At 49.1% G+C, this 17,848-nt stretch carries 22 protein-coding genes; 6 read left to right on the top strand and 16 right to left on the bottom strand.

From position 1 onward, the window contains the following. Nucleotides 1-106 precede the first annotated feature (106 nt). From glpG to ftsY, 6 genes are all read right to left on the bottom strand, one after another. Complete coding sequence (gene glpG / locus ACSTTG_RS22515; protein WP_438476419.1) at nucleotides 107-943, bottom strand: rhomboid family intramembrane serine protease GlpG; 837 nt, start codon at nucleotides 941-943, stop codon at nucleotides 107-109. 1 nt (nucleotide 944) lies between these two features. Next, nucleotides 945-1,268: a thiosulfate sulfurtransferase GlpE gene (glpE, locus tag ACSTTG_RS22520; RefSeq protein WP_438461140.1), complete on the bottom strand. Its 324-nt coding sequence runs from the start codon at nucleotides 1,266-1,268 to the stop codon at nucleotides 945-947. Between the two features lie 530 nt (nucleotides 1,269-1,798). Then, nucleotides 1,799-2,656, bottom strand: a complete 858-nt coding sequence (rpoH, locus tag ACSTTG_RS22525) for an RNA polymerase sigma factor RpoH (RefSeq protein ID WP_438461141.1) — start codon at nucleotides 2,654-2,656, stop codon at nucleotides 1,799-1,801. Between the two features lie 146 nt (nucleotides 2,657-2,802). Beyond that, on the bottom strand, nucleotides 2,803-3,783 hold the full coding sequence (ftsX, locus tag ACSTTG_RS22530; RefSeq protein ID WP_438461142.1) for a permease-like cell division protein FtsX: 981 nt from the start codon (nucleotides 3,781-3,783) through the stop codon (nucleotides 2,803-2,805). After that, on the bottom strand, nucleotides 3,773-4,447 hold the full coding sequence (gene ftsE / locus ACSTTG_RS22535; protein ID WP_438461143.1) for a cell division ATP-binding protein FtsE: 675 nt from the start codon (nucleotides 4,445-4,447) through the stop codon (nucleotides 3,773-3,775). The genes ftsX and ftsE overlap by 11 nt, the downstream gene beginning before the upstream one ends. Nucleotides 4,448-4,496: 49 nt before the next feature. Next, nucleotides 4,497-5,681 (bottom strand): signal recognition particle-docking protein FtsY, encoded by a 1,185-nt coding sequence (gene ftsY / locus ACSTTG_RS22540; protein WP_438476420.1) that lies wholly within the window; start codon nucleotides 5,679-5,681, stop codon nucleotides 4,497-4,499. A gap of 337 nt (nucleotides 5,682-6,018) precedes the next feature. Between ftsY and rsmD the strand changes: the two genes are divergently transcribed. Both rsmD and ACSTTG_RS22550 read left to right on the top strand, forming a co-directional pair. Then, complete coding sequence (gene rsmD, locus ACSTTG_RS22545; protein WP_438476421.1) at nucleotides 6,019-6,621, top strand: 16S rRNA (guanine(966)-N(2))-methyltransferase RsmD; 603 nt, start codon at nucleotides 6,019-6,021, stop codon at nucleotides 6,619-6,621. Further along, nucleotides 6,618-6,911 (top strand): DUF1145 domain-containing protein, encoded by a 294-nt coding sequence (locus tag ACSTTG_RS22550; RefSeq protein ID WP_438461146.1) that lies wholly within the window; start codon nucleotides 6,618-6,620, stop codon nucleotides 6,909-6,911. The genes rsmD and ACSTTG_RS22550 overlap by 4 nt, the downstream gene beginning before the upstream one ends. A 72-nt stretch (nucleotides 6,912-6,983) precedes the next feature. Here the strand turns inward: ACSTTG_RS22550 and ACSTTG_RS22555 are convergent, their stop codons facing one another. The 4 genes from ACSTTG_RS22555 to ACSTTG_RS22570 form a co-directional block, all read right to left on the bottom strand. Continuing rightward, the gene (locus ACSTTG_RS22555; RefSeq protein ID WP_438461147.1) at nucleotides 6,984-7,571 is read right to left on the bottom strand and encodes a MarC family protein; all 588 of its coding nucleotides are present in this window, start codon (nucleotides 7,569-7,571) and stop codon (nucleotides 6,984-6,986) included. A gap of 33 nt (nucleotides 7,572-7,604) precedes the next feature. Continuing rightward, entirely contained in the window at nucleotides 7,605-7,889 is a 285-nt protein-coding gene (locus tag ACSTTG_RS22560; RefSeq protein WP_438476422.1) for a YecH family metal-binding protein, read from the bottom strand. Nucleotides 7,890-7,985: 96 nt separating this feature from the next. After that, complete coding sequence (locus ACSTTG_RS22565) at nucleotides 7,986-8,609, bottom strand: lysoplasmalogenase family protein (protein ID WP_438461149.1); 624 nt, start codon at nucleotides 8,607-8,609, stop codon at nucleotides 7,986-7,988. 178 nt (nucleotides 8,610-8,787) lie between these two features. Continuing rightward, entirely contained in the window at nucleotides 8,788-9,153 is a 366-nt protein-coding gene (locus ACSTTG_RS22570) for a DUF4145 domain-containing protein (protein WP_438461150.1), read from the bottom strand. Nucleotides 9,154-9,426: 273 nt separating this feature from the next. On the opposite strand from ACSTTG_RS22570, the gene ACSTTG_RS22575 reads away from it, so the two are divergent. Beyond that, nucleotides 9,427-9,762 (top strand): DUF2500 domain-containing protein, encoded by a 336-nt coding sequence (locus tag ACSTTG_RS22575; protein ID WP_438476424.1) that lies wholly within the window; start codon nucleotides 9,427-9,429, stop codon nucleotides 9,760-9,762. On the opposite strand, the gene ACSTTG_RS22580 is transcribed toward ACSTTG_RS22575, so the two are convergent. From ACSTTG_RS22580 to ACSTTG_RS22600, 5 genes are all read right to left on the bottom strand, one after another. Then, entirely contained in the window at nucleotides 9,759-10,772 is a 1,014-nt protein-coding gene (locus tag ACSTTG_RS22580; protein WP_438476425.1) for an acyltransferase, read from the bottom strand. The two genes, ACSTTG_RS22575 and ACSTTG_RS22580, sit on opposite strands and share 4 nt — an antisense overlap. Nucleotides 10,773-10,880: 108 nt before the next feature. Beyond that, nucleotides 10,881-12,101: an organoarsenical effux MFS transporter ArsJ gene (arsJ, locus tag ACSTTG_RS22585; protein ID WP_438476426.1), complete on the bottom strand. Its 1,221-nt coding sequence runs from the start codon at nucleotides 12,099-12,101 to the stop codon at nucleotides 10,881-10,883. Nucleotides 12,102-12,170: 69 nt separating this feature from the next. Beyond that, nucleotides 12,171-12,659 carry a cyclin-dependent kinase inhibitor 3 family protein gene (locus ACSTTG_RS22590; RefSeq protein ID WP_438476427.1) on the bottom strand — a complete coding sequence of 163 codons (489 nt, stop codon included), beginning with the start codon at nucleotides 12,657-12,659 and terminating at the stop codon, nucleotides 12,171-12,173. A gap of 11 nt (nucleotides 12,660-12,670) precedes the next feature. Further along, a complete protein-coding gene (locus tag ACSTTG_RS22595) occupies nucleotides 12,671-13,672 on the bottom strand; it encodes an ArsJ-associated glyceraldehyde-3-phosphate dehydrogenase (protein WP_438476428.1) in 1,002 nt (333 codons plus the stop codon). Between the two features lie 27 nt (nucleotides 13,673-13,699). Next, nucleotides 13,700-14,041 carry a metalloregulator ArsR/SmtB family transcription factor gene (locus ACSTTG_RS22600; protein WP_438461156.1) on the bottom strand — a complete coding sequence of 114 codons (342 nt, stop codon included), beginning with the start codon at nucleotides 14,039-14,041 and terminating at the stop codon, nucleotides 13,700-13,702. A gap of 217 nt (nucleotides 14,042-14,258) precedes the next feature. Here ACSTTG_RS22600 and ACSTTG_RS22605 point away from each other — a divergent pair, with 217 nt between their 5' ends. Together ACSTTG_RS22605 and ACSTTG_RS22610 are read left to right on the top strand one after the other, a co-directional pair. Then, on the top strand, nucleotides 14,259-15,269 hold the full coding sequence (locus ACSTTG_RS22605) for an alpha/beta fold hydrolase (protein ID WP_438476430.1): 1,011 nt from the start codon (nucleotides 14,259-14,261) through the stop codon (nucleotides 15,267-15,269). A 120-nt stretch (nucleotides 15,270-15,389) separates the two neighbouring features. Beyond that, complete coding sequence (locus tag ACSTTG_RS22610; RefSeq protein WP_438461158.1) at nucleotides 15,390-16,211, top strand: Cof-type HAD-IIB family hydrolase; 822 nt, start codon at nucleotides 15,390-15,392, stop codon at nucleotides 16,209-16,211. 77 nt (nucleotides 16,212-16,288) lie between these two features. Here ACSTTG_RS22610 and ACSTTG_RS22615 read toward each other — a convergent pair whose 3' ends face one another. Further along, nucleotides 16,289-16,747: an EVE domain-containing protein gene (locus ACSTTG_RS22615; protein ID WP_438476432.1), complete on the bottom strand. Its 459-nt coding sequence runs from the start codon at nucleotides 16,745-16,747 to the stop codon at nucleotides 16,289-16,291. A gap of 39 nt (nucleotides 16,748-16,786) precedes the next feature. Here ACSTTG_RS22615 and ACSTTG_RS22620 point away from each other — a divergent pair, with 39 nt between their 5' ends. Continuing rightward, nucleotides 16,787-17,845: a COG3650 family protein gene (locus ACSTTG_RS22620; protein ID WP_438476433.1), complete on the top strand. Its 1,059-nt coding sequence runs from the start codon at nucleotides 16,787-16,789 to the stop codon at nucleotides 17,843-17,845. Nucleotides 17,846-17,848: the final 3 nt, after the last annotated feature.

The following is a 17,848-nucleotide window of genomic DNA, read 5'->3' on the forward strand; positions in this document are numbered from 1 at the left end:
GTGAGTTAGCTGGATCAATCAACGGGGGTGGAGTGAGCGCGTGCACGGCAGCTTGTGCACGCACTGAGAGGCATTGTTCTCGCTTCCCCCCTGCTCAAAAGCGCCGCTAGGCCCCTTTTTGATAGCGACTTTTCTCGACAAACCCCATCGCTAATCCGCAGATTAAGCCTGCTAGATGCGCCGCATTGGCAATCGCCATATAAGGCTGAATAAAGCCGAGCACCAACCAGACAATCATAAAGACAAACACGGGTTTTGGCATATGGACGCCAAGTTGAGGCGCCTTGTTCGACAGCACCCACACATAGCCAACCAGGGCATAGACCACCCCAGACAGACCGCCAAAATTGGCGCCCTCAGCCCAATACTGAGCCGCTCCGGATACCGCGGCACTAACGAAAAAGAGCTTGAGTAGCGGCCGAGAGCCAAGTTGCAACTCGACGTCCCCGCCTAACTGCCACCACCACAGGGCATTAAACGCCACATGCATGACTGAGAAATGCAACAAAGCGTGAGTAAACCAGCGCCATAGCTGAAGCTGTTGCCCCTCAAACGCCGGAAAATGAAGCAAGCCAAAAACAGTGCGACCAAGCCCCATCTGCTGGGCGAAAAACACCACCCCACAGATCAGCATAATGATTAGAGTGACTGGCCCTGCTTTGGCCTTGAGCATGTTCATCATGCTCGGAGTGGCGTAGCGAAATGACGAGCGGCGAGTTTCCGCAACCTCCCACGAAGCCGCCTGGTAGCGCTGATGATAGGGATCTGACATAAACTGCTGCAGCTCTTCTTCCACCCACATTAATTGAGATTCATCACTAAGCCATAGAGCGAACATGCCCTCGCCCTCTGGCATCATGTTAACTTCTACCTTGCGCGTTGCCATGTAGTCGATGAAGGCTTGGGCTTGCCTCGGGTTGGACAGAACAATCAATCGGCGCATATCAACACATACTCTCTGTCGGCAGGTTAGCTCGATGCCAAGCCTCAAACCCACCATCAATGCTATAAACCTCATCGAATCCTTGGTTAACCAAGTACTGTGAGGCGCCCTGACTACTGATACCGTGGTAACACATGACCAAAATTGGGGTATCAAACTCTACCTGATCCATAAACGTGGTCATGCTGTCATTGGTAAGATGAAACGCATTTACCGGATGTGATACAGAAAATGATTGTGGGTCACGGATATCCACAAGAAACGCCTTTCGCTCTTCTATCAAACGCTGCGCCGAGGCGACATCAATATGTAAAAATTGGTCCATTTGTACTCTTTCACGTCAAACAGTTAACGCTCATCAGTTTAACACTATCCAAAGGCAAGGACAGCGTTTGCGCAACTAATCTTATCCACCAGTGATGAAAAATCCACCTCTTGTGGATAAAGCTGTGGATTGCGTTGATAAGGTATGATCAATAAAAATGATCCACAATATGTAGTGATGATCATGACAAAACTGTGCTTAAGCTGGAATTTATCCCCAGTGCAAAAATCCCCTTTGAGGCTAGATATGACCGAGTTTTTTACAATGATCAAATAATTAACTCACAAAGTTATTCACAGCTAAATATACTCACCACAACAACTTTTCGATCATCTCTTATCGTGTGATCATAACGGCGAGAAAACACGCTCATGGAGTGCAAGCTAAAGAAGTCCCGCAGTAGGCAAGGATTTCGGTGTGTTGGCAGGATTTAGAACCCGGTAGCGACGTGCTGTAGAACAAGGCGGGCATAAAAAAACGGCAAGGTCTTTCAACCTTGCCGCTCTTCTCAAATTTGATTTGGGCTGGGACTAGAACTCACCAACAGCCAACTTCAGCTTCTTCATCGCATTCTTCTCCAGCTGTCGAATACGCTCAGCCGAAACACCGTAGGCATCGGCGAGATCCTGAAGAGTCGCTTTCTGATCATCTAACCAACGTGAGCGAACAATGTGCTGACTGCGCTCATCTAGGCTCGCCAGTGCCATAGAAAGGCGATTGTTGGTGTGCGATTCCCAGTTCTCAGCTTCCACGTTATCGGCCAGATCAGAGGACTTATCCTCAAGATAAAGTACCGGTGCAGTAGAAACCGATGACGAGTCATCATCATCCACAGTGAGCTCAAAGGCAGCATCTTGCGCAGCAAGACGAGATTCCATTTCACGGACTTCAGAAGGCTCTACACCAAGCTCTTTAGCAACCGTCTCAACCTCGCCATTATTAAACCACCCCAAGCGCTTTTTAGACTTGCGCAAGTTGAAGAACAGCTTACGTTGCGCCTTGGTGGTCGCGATCTTGACGATGCGCCAGTTGCGCAACACATACTCATGGATCTCTGCTTTGATCCAGTGCACTGCAAATGACACCAGTCTTACACCCACTTCTGGGTTAAAGCGTTTCACCGCCTTCATCAGACCGATGTTGCCCTCTTGAACTAAGTCTGCCATTGGCAGGCCATAGCCAGAATAACCACGAGCTACGTGAACGACGAATCGCAGATGCGACAGGATCAAACCTTTTGCCGCGTCGATTTCGCCCTTGTAGTGCAATCGCTCAGCGAGCTCACGCTCCTCGTCTGCGGTCAGCATTGGATAGCTGTTCACTGACTGGATATAGCTGTCTAGGCTATCTTGCGTTACTGCCGCCATTGGATATGCTGTTGTTGCCATTCACTTCCTCACCAAGGTTGACTATGAATAACTCCTGACTTGCACACGTTTCGACCAGTGCGATTGAGGAGCGATTGATCATTATGCACAATATATCGGCGAAAACAAGCCGAGCAAAATGATCTGTTAACTAAGACCGAAAAAGATTACACAGGTTCAATGTCTTTTAGATGACGCTGAGCAGATAATTTTGCCGCGATACAACCAATAAACGTACCTAACATCAAGAGCAGCAAAGATTCATCCCAACTCAGCCCCAAAATGCGATATTGGCTGTCATACAGACTCGCAAGACTCTCAACCGCAGTATCCAGTGATAAGCTGATGATTAAAGTAACCAGCCATGCTGCCATCGCCCCCAAAAAACCATACCACAGACCTGAATATAGGTAGGGACGCAAAATAAAGCTGTCAGTCGCACCAATCAGTTTCATGGTCTGGATCTCTTCTTTGTTCGCCAGCACGTTAAAACGCAAGGTGTTACCAATAATCAAGAAGACTGAACTGAGCATCAATACCGATAGCACCGTGATCACGCCATTCGCAAGGTGACGAATCGCCTCAAGCCGACTTAACCAATCTTCATCGACCCGGATTTCAGCAATTTCTTGCTGCTGACGAAGTCGCGCGACAATGGCATCGACGGTGACGCTATCCTCTAGCGTAGGCGAAACAACAAACACCCCAGGTAGAGAAAAGCCATCAAGCAGCTCAATCGCATGGTCAAAGCCACTATAATTACTCAAGTCAGCCAGCCCTTGCTGAGAGGAGATGTACTCGACCCCCTCAACCATCGACCAACTTTCGATCTCATCTTTAATTACCATCGCGCGAGCGTCAGGCAATTGTTCTTGCAAAAACGCACTGACTTGCGAGCTGGTCACAACCTGATTGGATGCCAGCGCAATGTTCTTGCCGAGTAGATAGAGGCACGCTGGTAGCGCTAAAGCCAAAGAGATCACGGCTAAGGTGAGCAGGTTTCCAAGCGGTCGGCGCCAGAGATCCAGCCACGCCTGCTTTGCCTGCTTGTAGTGGGTTTTAAAAAAGCCATCCGTCTGAGTACGTGCACTTGGGGTACGCTTTGAGCGACTGTTGACCGAGCTCTTATTGCGCAGATTAGCCGCCATGATCATGTACCTCACTCAAAAAGCCTTGGTTTAACTCTAAGCGCCGATACTGCGGTCGAGAGCTGACAATGTTTACGTCATGCGTGGCAACCAAGATAGTCACCCCCGCACGGTTAAACTCCTCAAATAGAGCAAGAATGCGCTGTGATAACTCAGAGTCAAGGTTACCTGTAGGCTCATCCGCCAGTAAGACGGTTGGTCTGTTTACCACAGCACGGGCAATTCCCACTCGCTGCTGCTCGCCACCAGAGAGCTGTGTCGGTAAGCAGCGGGCTTTATCCAGCAAACCCACTTTATCTAGCGCAGCACTCACTCTACGTTTGATCTCTTCCTCATTATAGGATTCGATACGCATCGGCAGCGCGACATTGTCATAAACACTGCGATCCATCAACAAGCGATGGTCTTGAAAAACAATACCTATATGGCGGCGCAAAAATGGTATATCGCGATTGGAAATTCGCGAGATATCGTGGCCGTTAAACCACACCTTGCCATCCGATGGACGCTCAAGCGCACAAATGAGCTTGAGCAGTGTGCTTTTACCTGCTCCTGAGTGTCCACCAAGAAAGGCCATTTCACCTGGCTGCAGGTGAAAGTCGACCTTTTGCAGCGCCTGACGCCCGCCACGATATGCCTTGCTGACCTGCTGGAATTTAATCACTGGCTATCCTTATTTATTGCGCAAAGCCGTTATCGCACGAAAACGGCTGCTACTCGTCGCGACTAAACAGAGCATCAATAAACTCTTGCGTCTCAAATGGGCGCAGGTCATCGATACCCTCACCCACACCGATATAACGAATCGGGATCTGGAACTGGTCAGCCAGCGCAAAGATAACCCCACCCTTGGCCGTTCCATCTAGCTTGGTTAGCGTAATGCCTGTCAATGGCGCAACGTCCGAAAACAGCTTAGCTTGGCTAATCGCGTTTTGTCCGGTGCCCGCATCCAGCGTCAACATGATCTCATGTGGCGCGCTGCCATCGACTTTCTGCATCACGCGCACAATCTTACGCAGCTCTTCCATCAGATTGCTCTTGTTTTGTAGGCGACCGGCAGTATCGGCAATCACGACATCAACGCCTCGCGCTTTCGCCGCTTCAATTGCATCGTAAATCACAGAGGCACTATCTGCTCCCGTGTGCTGGGCAATCACAGGGACATCATTTCGTTGTCCCCAAACCTGAAGCTGCTCAACGGCCGCCGCGCGGAAGGTATCACCCGCCGCTAGCATGACTTTTTTGCCTTGCGCTTGGAACTGCTTAGCTAGCTTACCGATGGTGGTAGTTTTGCCCACGCCATTCACACCGACCATCAAAATCACGTATGGACTCTTGCTAGTATCCACTTCAAGCGGCTGTTCAACTGTGGTTAAGATATCGGCCATCTCCTGCTTAAGCAGGCCATACAGCGCTTCACCATCTTTTAAGTCTTGGCGAGATGCCTTTTCCGTCAGGCTATCGATGATCTTAAGGGTGGTATCCATCCCCACGTCAGCCATCAGTAGCTGCTCTTCTAGCTCTTCGAACAGGTCATCATCGATCTCTTTGCCTTTGAATAGGCCGAAGAAGCCCGCACCAATATTGGCTTTCGTGCGCGCTAGGCTGCGTTTTAGACGGGCAAAAAAGCTCTCGGTCGGCTTCTCTTGCACCTCTTCTTGGATCGCAACCGGTTGAGGTTCGATTTCTGCTTCTGCTTCTGCTTCTGCTTCTGCTTCTGCTTCTGCTTCTGCTTCTGCTTCTTCAGTGTCTAGGTCTTGGCTTGATTCAGCAACACTCTCTTCTACGGGCTCATCACTCTGCGTAGTGGTCTCTTCAACTGCTGACTCAGGCTTTGTCTGCTCTTCATCGCCAAAGCCTAACCAAGAAAGTAATCCGCGCTTTTTCTTCTCTGCCATTTTGGGGAATATCCTAGATCTATCTCTAAATGTTGTGTAATTAATGGTTCGTCACACGTGGTTCGTCACACGATGGTTTGCTACTCGTGGTCTGTCTCTCGTGATGCGGTCTAACGCAACTTGCCTGCGATTTTAGACCATCACGGTTAAATCTGTTTGAATGTTGAGTGCCTACGGGCCTTTAATAGCCAGTGACCCTGCCGGAAATCCTTGCTCAGTCATACTCTTTACTAGGATTTACAGGTACACTTTACCCGATAACACCACTTTAGCGCTCAAGATGAACAAAGCTTGAGCGACTGGTTATAGTAACACTTAATTAGCGGTCAAAAAATCTATGGTAAGACGACGCCAGCAAAATTCATCACAAAAACAAGCTTCTTTGGGCTCTATTCGCATTATCAGCGGCCTGTGGCGCGGGCGAAAGCTTCCGGTGCATGATGCCGAGGGATTACGTCCCACCACAGACCGAGTCAAAGAGACCGTATTTAACTGGCTGGCACAAGATATCCCACACGCAAAATGTCTCGATGTTTTTGCTGGCTCAGGCGGGCTTGGGTTCGAGGCAGCATCAAGGCAGGCTGAGCGCGTGACGATGCTCGAGCTGAACAGCAAAGCCTTTCAGCAACTCAAAACCAACGTGGCGACTCTAAAAGCTGATAACATTGAAGTTATCCAAGGTGATGCACTTGCATACCTCAAGCGACCTGGCACGCCGCACGATGTGGTTTTTATTGACCCGCCGTTCCACCAAGGCCTGGTTGATGAGTGCTTATCCCTGCTCGAGAGTAATGGCTGGCTGAGCAACGATGCCATGATCTACCTCGAGACGGAGAAGTCACTCAACGTCGCCAATACGCCAGCCTCATGGTCACTGCATCGAGAGAAGCAAGCAGGCCAAGTGGCATTCAAACTTTATCAGCGGGAAGTCGTGTCATGAAATGGTTAATCTTAGCAGCGAAGGGGCTGTTTCTGGCCGTATGGGGGGTTTTACTGAGTAACTTTGTTTATCCCTACCCAGAAAAACTGGCGCTGATGCTGTATGTGATATTAGGGTTTATGGTGTTGATGCATGCGATGCAATCGGCAATTTTCATCACCGCGCTATCAAAGCGCGTCAGCCTAACTCTGGCCGACAAGTTAGCGATCTTTATCTTTGGCGTGTTTGGCCTTCTTGGCATTAAGTACAAATATGCCGCCGAGCTGAGTATGCCCTCAGCCTCAAAGTAGCGACTTTACCAATGAGCGAGCCCCGAAGGCTCGCTCACTTAACTCCGCTGCGTGTAGTAAAAACTGCAGCCGTTAGATATTCTGTAAGAAGATCTCAATCCCGTTCATAAACATCTGCACTGCGATCATCAGCAGTAGCATCCCCATCAAGCGCTCAATGGCCTTGAGGAACTTCTCACCGACCAATTTTTCGATGTACTCTCCCCCAGCTAAGATCAGGGCGGAGATAAACCAAGCGATAAATACCGACAGTGACCACTCAAACATTCTTTCCGTGTCTTGTTGAGCGAGCAGGATCAAGGTAGCCAGTAGGCTTGAGCCTGCCAACATAGGCGTGGCAAGAGGTACAATAAACGGCTCTTCACCCGCGGCCACGATCGGTGAACTCGGAGAAGGAAAAATCATCTTAAGACTCACAATCAGCAGGATAAGTGCACCACTGATCGACACCGCTTGTGGGCTCAGGCTTAAGAAGTTCAGGATCGATTCGCCCGACCAAAGGAAGGTCATCATAATGATCAGGGCGATAACAAGCTCTCGCCATAGTACGACCACCCGCCTTGATTTTGGCAGGTGACGAAGCACCGAGGTCCATACTGGCAGATTGCCAAATGGGTCGATGATTAAAAATAACATGGTGGTGGCGGCGATAAGATCCATGGTTGTACTCGGGTCTAAATTAAAGAAAAGGGATTAATGGTGGCGACACACATTAGCTTCATTAATGTGCAATTGCCCATCAATCTCAATCACTTTGCTGCGCTGATCGAAAAACGCTAATAGCTCATCCAAACTAAAGCCATTGAGCTTACAGGTACGGAATTGAACTTGAGTGCCAAAACTGTGTTCAACCCACTGCTGCAGGGCCTCGCGTGACATCGGCTGTTCGCGTAACTGATTTAGGATTTTATGAGCATGAATTTCTTTAGACATGTTTTCCTGCGGCATAGTTTCTTGAGACATGGTTTGTTGAGACATAGTTTCCTCCACTAATTTCGCGCACATCTTACCCTAAAGGTAATAATGAACCTACCGTGAAGCGAGTAACCGCTCAGAAATTCATGTGTGATGCAGTTACACCAAGAGAGAGGCGATAATCAAACCATTGGCGAGTAAATAGATTGCCGCGCTCACACGGGGCTCACGCCAAAGGCTATTTTGCGTATGTTTTAAGCCAAGCAAAATCGCGACAATAGGGATGAGAAAGCCCCCGATAACCCCCAACACTGTTGCAATTTGAGCGCTTATCATCCACCACTCAATAGCAGCCCATGCAAGCTGTATCGATGTCAGAGTAATCGCGGCGGCAGGTATCCAGGCTCGGCCCAAACGAGGTAGGAAGAGTAAGAACAATACGATCGCCAGCGCAAACAGCAAAGCAGGTAGCCATGAAAAAGTCGGCGTCCCCACTCGCAGCCAAAGCGCCCAGCCGTAGAGTAATAGGGCTCCGGCGATCAAGACAAAACTAAGGCGAAAACGCTGCTGGACAAACAACAATATATCAGCAACCAGACTGGTTAAGACACCGACCATCGCCACCAGCCCAATAAAGCTCTCTCCAACGCTGGCTTGCAACAAAGCGTAGACTAGGCAAGTATAAGCAAATACCTTGAAGGTAATCGCTCGGGTGACCTTGCGTTCCAGCGCTGCATCACTGCCAACCAAACCCGATAACGCAAATGTAAACCAGAACCACATAGCCACCACCTAATCTTCAATCAGACCGCCAGTGTAAAAAGCGTAGACCTTAAGTCCAGCCGTGGTATTGAAAACTTCGATCTTTGTAGTTCGAATTGACTTAATCTTGACGGATAATTGAGCAGTTTGGATGCCGTGAACAGCGACAAATTGGCAGATTGATTGGGTGAGGACTGAGTTATAACAAGCGCTCAAACACATCCCAGTGCAGATAGTTAAACACCAACGCCAACAAGGTGAAGAGCGCCATCAACCAAAAAGCAGCGCGCCAAATAAAGCGCTCACTGCGTGGGGTCAACTCTTGCTCGCAGCTGTCGCAAGTTTTGAAAAAGTCATCAATCTCATCAAAGGCGAAATCCTCCTCATGAACAACCTTGTTGCGAATCGTCGCGATAAAACGCAACTTGCCAATCACATCATGTGGCAGGCGCTCCTCACAACTCGTGATCAGTTGATGCAAACCTCGACCCTCGGCGTGATATTGCGCACGTAGCAGTTTTTCCAATCGTCGAGTGCGGATAACCACATTCTCAATATCAGACATAGCAACCTCCCTCACTCATGTTGTCCATTCCCTAATTTTTCACCAGCTATAAGAAGAATTCGAGTATTTTTGTCGATAACTGTGTGCTTCACCCAGTATCCATGGGTAACATTTCAGCAATATTTCTTTATTGTCAGATAGATATATATCACGAAATGTCCCCTGTGTGCTTCTATTGATTAACATGGTGAGTAATATTCTCTGTATCCAAGTAACCTCAAAATTCCGTTGCGGTGATTTGCTTGGGTAGACGCCAACAGGGAGAGGGACGCTATGCCAATATCGCTATTTATGATCATGGGTTTACTCGCCACCATTGCGGCTTGGCTGTGCTGGCGCTTGACCAATCAGCACCTTCAAGGCACCAAGGCCGAGAAAAAGACTATCGAGGTCACTGTCCTAGATAAGCAAGCATTCGATGTGGCACTTGAGTCTCTGCAGGTAGGGCAAGAGGCTCAAGAGTATTGGATTTACGTACAAAAGGGCCATTTAGGCCCTAAACGCGAATTTCAAGTTGGCGTTCACTACTACCATGCCCTCAATCCAGGTGATAAAGGAAGCCTAACCTACCAGGGTGATAAATTTGTCCATTTCGCTCTGACACGCTAAGGCAGGAGCCAGCGTGTCCATCTAGAGCGCGCCATGCACCAACTGACACCCAGAGCCCCGGCGCTACTGAGCACCACCCATACCGGTATCACCCACAGTGGATGACCTTGATACCAGCCATACTCATTCATTGGCCAAAGAAAGATAGGGTGAAGAATATAGATACCTAAGCTGTAACGACTGATAAGGCTGACCATTCTTTGGAGATTCGGGGACAAACTCTCACCAGCATATCGACAGACAACAAACACCATGCTTGCCGCCAAGACCACATTGAGGGTTTTGTAGGATAGCCATCGCTCAAAGGTGTACTCACCGTGTGTCAGGCTCAGATAAACGACCATGGTGACGGTCAACAGCAAGGACGCTACGCCTAAAGTCCCCACCACCGCGGTATTTCTCGCACTGAGATTAAATCGGTTTAATAACAGATACCCCAGAGGCAGGTAGCCACTAAATAGCCACAACTGATTACTCCATGGACCATCTATACGCAGTAAAAACAGTAAACTGGTCAGTCCCCACAGGCCAACATAGGAGACTAGAAAGGACTCACCATAGTGGCGCAGCCCCCACTGAAACAATGGGATCACAAAGTAGAGTGGAATGAAGTAGTAGAAAAAACCCAGATGATAATAAGTAGCGTGAGTCAAACTGCTACCAAGCACCTCAGCAGTGACTTGTGAGTCGTACCCCTGGGCACTCCACCCAGCCAGCATGGCATAAAACAGCGACCATACGACAAAAGGGATGAATACCTTACCGAGGCGCCGCTTGACGTAATAACCCAGATCAAATGGGCGCGTGTCACTGAGCATTAACGCACCGGAGATCAAGATAAACACGGGGACAGCCCAGCGGCTTAGACCATTAATGGTAATCGCGGTGAGCCATTGGTCAAAAGGGATCGCGTGCAACTCGTGGCGATAGGGGGCGAGAACGTGGATCGCAATCACCGCAATAGCGGCGACGCAGCGCATTAAATCAAAACACAGAACTCGTTGTCGCATGGGTAAACCTAAGCCTTTGAATTATTAATCTGCAGCGACTATAGCAACAAAAAAAAAGCTGACCAAGCCAGGCTTGTGTCAGCTTTACTCATCGTCAATAGATCGAGGCTATGCGGTCGCGACAGGTCGTACTCGTGGCAACTTAATCGAGATCAACGCGGTTAAGACTAAGAAGGCGAAAGAAACCCACAAACAAGCCGCCAAACCCGCCATCTGGAATACCCATCCAGACAGTACGGTACCAATCAAGCGTCCCATGGCATTCGCCATGTAATAGAAGCCGACATCCAGTGATACACCATCCCCCTTGGCATAACTTACGATCAAGTAAGAGTGCAGAGATGAGTTGACGGCGAAGATAGCACCAAAGATCAACAGGCCAACAACGATAACAAACTGAGGATGCCACTCGTATTGAACCCCTAGCGCAATCAAACCGGTGACCACCGCAAGCAGCACCGCCCAAAACAGCGCTGCGCCACCATTAGGCACTCGGCCATCAGCCTTACCAGTGATGCGCGGTGCAATCCCTTGGACAAACCCGTAAGCGATGGCCCACAAAGCTAAGAAGCCACCGACCCAGAGGTGATCCCAGCCAAATACACTGCCAAGGTAGATAGGCAGAGCGACCACAAACCATACATCACGCGCGCCAAACAAGAACATACGCGCCGCTGACAGGATGTTAATTGACTCTGACTTAGAAAAAATTTGGCTAAACTTCGGCTTGTTTTTTGCCTTTCCAAGGTCACTCTCGAGGAAGATCAAGCTACACACCAGTACCGCAGCCAGTACCGCAGCCATTATTGCAACAGCAGTTTGGAAACCAAACGCCATCAAAAGCACGCCGCCCAAGAAGAAACCCGCACCTTTAAGTGCATTTTTTGACCCCGTTAAGATCGCAATCCACTTATACAATGAACCTTGCTGCTCATCGGGTACCAGGGATTTAATCGAGCTCTTAGCGCTCATTTTGTTGAGGTCTTTGGCAATACCAGACAGTGCTTGCGCCGCCATTACCCAAGGAATAGTCAACCACGCACTCGGCACGGCAAGCATTGCGAGGGCGAATATCTGCATGCCAAGACCAATATTCATGGTCTTATTCAGACCCAGACGCGCGCCTAGCCAACCACCAATCAGGTTAGTGACGACACCAAAAAATTCGTAGAAAAGGAACAGCGAGGCAATCGCCAATGAGCTGTAGCCAAGATCATGGAAGTACAACACCACCAGCATACGCAGCGCGCCGTCGGTAAGGGTGAAGTTCCAATAATTAAAGGTAACGAGGATGTATTGGCGAATACTTTTATCGAGTTGAGCAATCATAATCAACGACCGAATAGGAGCGAACAGAGCTTTTGGATCATAGCAACCCAAAAGCTCTTAAAGGTAAGTTTAGTTAGCTACAGATTGAATGTAGTCAACTTGAACTGGCTTAGAAAATGCGCCTGGACGCAGAGCCTTAACCTGTTCGACGATAGTGTCTAGTGGCCAGTTTTTCTCTAGCAGTAGGTGCGCAGCCAGAAGCCCAGTACGGCCCGAGCCGCCCATGCAGTGCATCGCTACTTTGCCGCCGTTATCTACAACCGCATGCAGAGCAGGGCTTGCCGCTTGCCATTTTGCAGCGAAGTCCGCGCCTGGCGCGCAGTCATCTTCAATCTCGATTTGGAACCACTGCATGCCTAGCGCTTGTGCTTTTTCACCAAGAGCGGCAACATCTTTGCTTGCCAGCTCGGCATCATCAAGAGCAGTCACAATCGCCTCAACACCTTGCTCTTTCAGCTGTGCTAGTGAGGTATCTAGATCTGCGTCTTTAGTACCTGGACAAGGCGTTAGGATTAGTGCGCCCTTGTCGAGGTCAAGTTGCCATGTTGGATGTGTCATTATTGTATTCCTTATGCAAGACCAACTTTACGTACCAGCTCTGCTGTACGTGTCGCGTAACCCATTTCGTTGTCGTACCAAGCGTAGACTTTCACCATGCGGCCGCCAACGACCATGGTTGAAAGTGCATCAACGATCGTTGAGCGTTGGTCACCCTTGTAATCGATAGAAACCAGCGGACGCTCTTCAAAGCCAAGAATGCCTTTAAGCTCACCCTCAGAAGCCTCTTTAAGCAGTGCGTTAACCTCTTCTGCTGTCGTATCACGGCTCACATCAAAGATGATGTCCGTTAGCGATGCATTGGCTAGCGGTACACGCACCGCGTGACCATTGATCTTGCCTTCAAGCTCAGGGAAGATCTCAACAATCGCTTTCGCTGAACCAGTCGTAGTCGGGATCAGGCTCATACCACAAGCACGAGCACGACGTAGATCCTTATGCGGTGCATCTAGGATGGTTTGCGTGTTAGTCAGATCGTGAATTGTGGTGAAAGACGACTGCTCGATACCCAATTTCTCATGGATAACCTTCACAACGGGTGCGATGCAGTTGGTTGTACAAGACGCAGCGGTGACAATTTTGTGTACTGCTGGGTCAAAGATGTCATCGTTAACACCGACAACGATATTAGCAATACCGTCTTCTTTTACTGGTGCCGATACCACAACACGCTTCACGCCCTGCTCTAGGTATTTATTCAAGAATTCTGTTTTGCGATGAACGCCCGTTGACTCAATCACAACATCACAGCCAGACCAGTCAATTGCATCGATGTCACGCTCACGAGTGGTTTTCACGCGCTGACCATCGATGATCATCTCATCACCGTCAGTGGTCACTTCATGGTGCCAGCGGCCCTGTACTGAATCGAACTCCAGTAAGTGCGCCAGTGTATTGGTGTCACCTGCAACATCATTGATCAGAACAAACTCAAGCTCTTCCCAATCAAAAGCAGCACGCAGTGCCAGACGACCGATACGACCAAAACCATTAATTCCGACTTTAATTGTCATCACTCATTCTCTCTTTCGAGTTAAAAATCAATCACAGCAAGAGGCACGATTCATGCCCTGCAAGCGAGTTAAATCTTGTTGATACTCCGCCTTCAAGCAGTTTGAAGCCGCAATATCGTTAATTACTTTTTTCGCCCAACCCGGCAGATTCTCTGCCAAGTGGTAATACACCCATTGACCACGGCGCTCATCACGAACCAGTCCCTGAGCGCGTAGCTGCGCTAGGTGTCGTGACACTTTCGGCTGGCTCTCTTGAATTGCTTCAGTGAGTTCACCAACACAGATGCCGTTTTCCTCGCGCGCAATCAGCAGTAAGCAGCGCACGCGGGTTTCATCTGAGAGTAGTTTGAAAAACTGATGTGGTAGCATAATTCAAATTCACATATACGGATGGGCATATATAAGCACTTTTATTTGGCTTGTACAAGACCATTGTCGATTTCGTCATAAAACTTTCATCAAACTGCTCAGCAGAATATCAATCTCTTCTGTTTGTCGTTCTTCGGCACAAAAATTGACTTGAACATGCCAAGGCCTCAAGCGATATACTACAGTCTGTAGAATCAAAGCGAATAAACTCAAGTATATGTGCGTATCCCATCCCCTGCCCCTCAGCCAAGAATCTCATTTTGACACCAATATTGAGGGCGCCATCAACGAGCTGTGGCAACAGCGCAATCAGGGACAGTTCATCACCAAAGATGGTGTGAAGTTAGCTTGGTGCAGTATGACTCGCCCTGAGCACGATAAAGCGATCGTGCTGGTTAATGGTCGCGTAGAGAGCTTTTGGAAGTATCAGGAGCTGATTTATGATCTCGTGAACCAAGGCTATGACGTTTACTCTTACGATCATCGCGGTCAGGGTAGCTCACAACGCCTGACCCAAAATTTTGATATCGGCTTTGTTGAGAAGTTTGATGACTATATTGATGACCTAGCAGCACTGATTGAGCTGTTTGACCTTAAAGGCTACCAGTATCGCTACCTGCTCGGTCATTCGATGGGCGGCGCGATTGTCACCCGCTATCTGCAAACCCATCCAACCTCCTCGTTCTGCGCAGCCGCCTTAACTGCGCCAATGATGGGAATAGAAATGCCCAAGTATCTCGCTCCCATCGCACTGCCGCTGACGCGTTTGATGAGCTGGCTGGTTAAGACCCCGCACTATGCACCTGGGCACAAACCTTACTACCCCAAGCCCTTTGCTGACAATCGCTTGACCCAAAGTAAAGTGCGCTATCACTGGTTTCGTCAGCTGTATGACACCATGCCCCAGCTCAGACTAGGGGGACCGAGCACACACTGGGTTTGGCAAAGCCTCAAGGCCATCAAAGCCATTCATGCGCAAACCGACAAGATTGCTGTTCCACTGCTTGTGCTCCAGGCCGGTGAGGAGCAAATCGTCGCCAATACAGCGCAAGATGAGTTTATGCACAAGCTCGCCACAACCCGTAAAGACTGTGCATTTGAAGTTATTAACGGGGCGCGTCACGAACTGCTGTTCGAGCAGGACCAGTATCGTCAGCCAACTTTAAATAGCATACTGGCTTTTTTTTCCAGTGCTCGTGGTACAGGAAAAGAGGAACTGATTGAATAAATATTTACCCTCTTTCTGAGGTGAATTATCCCTTATGATAATCATCAACGGCTCGGGTAAGTGAAGGCTTACCCGTCTATCTGGATGGGGCAACTCATCCACTGTGATGATGAGAGAACCATGAAGACAAACGCACCTTTTTCGATTGTTGCCTCAGACTTAGATGGCACCCTACTTGCCCCTGACCACCAACTGAGTGACTTTACCAAACAGACACTTAAGCAACTGGCACAAAAAGGTTATACCTTTATCTTTGCTACCGGTCGTCACCATGTCGATGTCGCCGGAATTCGCGCTATTGCCGGTATACCTGCGTATATGATCACCGCTAACGGCGCCCGTGTTCACGACCAAAACGACACATTGATGTACAGCAAGAATGTCCCTCAGTCTCTGGTTCAGTCCGTGGTGGATTTAGCTAAGGATGACCCCAACCTTTACATCCACCTTTATCAAAATGAGGAGTGGATGCTGAATAAAGAGGATAGTTTGCTAAAGAACTTCCACGAGGAGACTGGCTTTACCTACCAGCTATTTGATGCCAACCAAGCCCCAGATGAGGGCATTGCTAAGATCTTTTTCACTCATCCTGATAAAGACCATGACTACTTGGTAAAACTGGAAGATAAGTTGATCGCCAACTTTGGCAATCAAATTAATATCGCCTTCTCAACCCCGTGGTGTCTTGAGGTCATGGCAGCGGATGTATCGAAAGGTGAGGCGCTAGACGTCATCGCAACCTCACTGGGTAAAAAATTAGAGAACTGTCTTGCCTTTGGTGATGGCATGAACGACGTTGAGATGTTGACTATGGCAGGTAAAGGACTGGTGATGGGCGATGCTCACCACAAGGTCAAAACCGCCCTGCCAAATAATACCGTGATCGGCAGTAATGCGGATGATGCAGTTGCCGTGTACTTGCAAGAGCAGCTCCTGAGCTAAGTCCCCCCCAAGCTATGATGCGCTTAGCCTGCTCTGCGCCAAAGGCGATCATCGATCGCCTTTTCTTTTGCTAGAAACTAACCATGCTCTTGCGCCAAGATAGCTTGCCATTCATGCTCGGTAACGGGCATCACAGACAGGCGATTACCACGTCGAACCAGAGGTAACTCGATCAGTTCCGGGAGAGCCTTAAGCTCAGAAAGAGGGATCAAGCGCTGGGTTTTGCGCACAAATTCAATATCCACCATCATCCAGCGTGGATTGTCTGGATGAGACTTAGGGTCATAAACCTCACTGGTTGGATCAAAAGCAAAATGATCCGGATAAGACTCCTTTACGACTTGGGCAATCCCAGCAACCCCCACCTGTTTGCAGGACGAGTGATAGATAAGCACCTCATCGCCGAGCTTTACCTCATCGCGCAGCATATTACGCGCTTGGTAGTTACGTACGCCCTCCCAGCATGAAACCTTTTGCTGCTTTAGGCTGTCAATAGAGAAACTATCTGGTTCGGTTTTGAATAACCAATATGCCATAATCTTATCCATCTAATTATTTCGTCGGGAAGATATATCATGAAGGCGCTAAGAAGCCCACTGGCATTGTCAACTCTAGTCCTTATTCAGGCCTGCTCCACTGCGCCATCAAGCGACACCCAAGAGGTCAGCGTCGCTCCTATCATGGCCAGTCTCGATGCCCCTGAAACCATCGCACCGCAGCCCTTTATCATTCGTGGTGAGGTTGTTCTTGGCCATGAAACTCGCGCCATCAAGCCCTGTGGCAGTCAGCAGCAGTACTGGGTCAATCTGCCAGTTGAGCAGCGAGAGCAAGCCATCTCTCTGACTGCTCGCCCATATCAGCCTTTATATGGCGAGCTTATTGGCTACCTAACTCCCCCAAGTCATCACGGTTTTGATTCAGATTATGATGCCGTGCTTAATGTCACCGCCGTCAATATTCTTAGTGCGGAGAATCCGAATCGCTGCAATCAAGACCTTAGACCCACACGCGCATTCGGCACTGAACCTTTTTGGTCGGCAAGCTTTGAGCCTCAGGGGCTAAGCTTCGCCCAAATAGGACAAGAGCCAAGCGTAATCACAATCAAAGCACAGCAAAGCTCGCAACAGCAGCGCTCGTATACCCTTGATAAGGGTCAGTCTCTAACTCTAACCCAAAAAGCTTGTAGTGATGGTATGAGTGATTCACTCTATGGCTGGCAGTCTAGTCTGTCTCTAGCGGACAGGGACTACCAAGGCTGTGCCACCTTGTCGAATCAAGATCACAGCTTGGAGTGGGTCGGCGCATATCAAGCCGCTGCCACCGACAATCCACAGTTCAATATCCACCTTGAGCTCAATGCCGATCACAGTGCTCGCACCACCTATGAGTACCTCGATGGCCAGCCCTCAACCATCGAGCAGGGCTATTGGCAACAGCTCAACGATCAACAAGTGATGGTGACCATGACGCGCCACCAGCGACAGCACTTAGTCTCACAGCGTATCTTTACCCGTGAGGGTGAAATGCTTAAGGCGGATAAGGAGCAAGTCAGCGATATAGTCTATCCGATAGCCAACGGGGGCCTGACCCTGTTCAAAGCCGTTGAGCAAACGACCTCGAGTCCTCAACAATGACTT

This window comes from Vibrio glycogenivorans (genome assembly GCF_051660965.1).
Classification (GTDB): Bacteria; Pseudomonadota; Gammaproteobacteria; order Enterobacterales; family Vibrionaceae; genus Vibrio.

Excerpts from the sequence above, each read along its gene's own strand:
- arsJ (WP_438476426.1), bottom strand. The coding sequence starts at position 12,101 with ATGATTGCTCAACTCGATAAAAGTATTCGCCAATACATCCTCGTTACC.
- ACSTTG_RS22555 (WP_438461147.1), bottom strand. The coding sequence starts at position 7,571 with ATGGATCTTATCGCCGCCACCACCATGTTATTTTTAATCATCGACCCA.
- ACSTTG_RS22590 (WP_438476427.1), bottom strand. The coding sequence starts at position 12,659 with ATGACACATCCAACATGGCAACTTGACCTCGACAAGGGCGCACTAATC.
- ftsY (WP_438476420.1), bottom strand. The coding sequence starts at position 5,681 with ATGGCAGAGAAGAAAAAGCGCGGATTACTTTCTTGGTTAGGCTTTGGC.
- ftsX (WP_438461142.1), bottom strand. The coding sequence starts at position 3,783 with ATGGCGGCTAATCTGCGCAATAAGAGCTCGGTCAACAGTCGCTCAAAG.
- glpG (WP_438476419.1), bottom strand. The coding sequence starts at position 943 with ATGCGCCGATTGATTGTTCTGTCCAACCCGAGGCAAGCCCAAGCCTTC.
- rpoH (WP_438461141.1), bottom strand. The coding sequence starts at position 2,656 with ATGGCAACAACAGCATATCCAATGGCGGCAGTAACGCAAGATAGCCTA.
- ACSTTG_RS22620 (WP_438476433.1), top strand. The coding sequence starts at position 16,787 with ATGAAGGCGCTAAGAAGCCCACTGGCATTGTCAACTCTAGTCCTTATT.
- ACSTTG_RS22550 (WP_438461146.1), top strand. The coding sequence starts at position 6,618 with ATGAAATGGTTAATCTTAGCAGCGAAGGGGCTGTTTCTGGCCGTATGG.
- ACSTTG_RS22615 (WP_438476432.1), bottom strand. The coding sequence starts at position 16,747 with ATGGCATATTGGTTATTCAAAACCGAACCAGATAGTTTCTCTATTGAC.
- ACSTTG_RS22600 (WP_438461156.1), bottom strand. The coding sequence starts at position 14,041 with ATGCTACCACATCAGTTTTTCAAACTACTCTCAGATGAAACCCGCGTG.
- ACSTTG_RS22610 (WP_438461158.1), top strand. The coding sequence starts at position 15,390 with ATGAAGACAAACGCACCTTTTTCGATTGTTGCCTCAGACTTAGATGGC.
- ACSTTG_RS22560 (WP_438476422.1), bottom strand. The coding sequence starts at position 7,889 with ATGTCTCAACAAACCATGTCTCAAGAAACTATGCCGCAGGAAAACATG.
- ACSTTG_RS22570 (WP_438461150.1), bottom strand. The coding sequence starts at position 9,153 with ATGTCTGATATTGAGAATGTGGTTATCCGCACTCGACGATTGGAAAAA.
- ACSTTG_RS22595 (WP_438476428.1), bottom strand. The coding sequence starts at position 13,672 with ATGACAATTAAAGTCGGAATTAATGGTTTTGGTCGTATCGGTCGTCTG.
- ACSTTG_RS22605 (WP_438476430.1), top strand. The coding sequence starts at position 14,259 with ATGTGCGTATCCCATCCCCTGCCCCTCAGCCAAGAATCTCATTTTGAC.
- ACSTTG_RS22580 (WP_438476425.1), bottom strand. The coding sequence starts at position 10,772 with ATGCGACAACGAGTTCTGTGTTTTGATTTAATGCGCTGCGTCGCCGCT.
- glpE (WP_438461140.1), bottom strand. The coding sequence starts at position 1,268 with ATGGACCAATTTTTACATATTGATGTCGCCTCGGCGCAGCGTTTGATA.
- rsmD (WP_438476421.1), top strand. The coding sequence starts at position 6,019 with ATGGTAAGACGACGCCAGCAAAATTCATCACAAAAACAAGCTTCTTTG.
- ACSTTG_RS22565 (WP_438461149.1), bottom strand. The coding sequence starts at position 8,609 with ATGTGGTTCTGGTTTACATTTGCGTTATCGGGTTTGGTTGGCAGTGAT.
- ACSTTG_RS22575 (WP_438476424.1), top strand. The coding sequence starts at position 9,427 with ATGCCAATATCGCTATTTATGATCATGGGTTTACTCGCCACCATTGCG.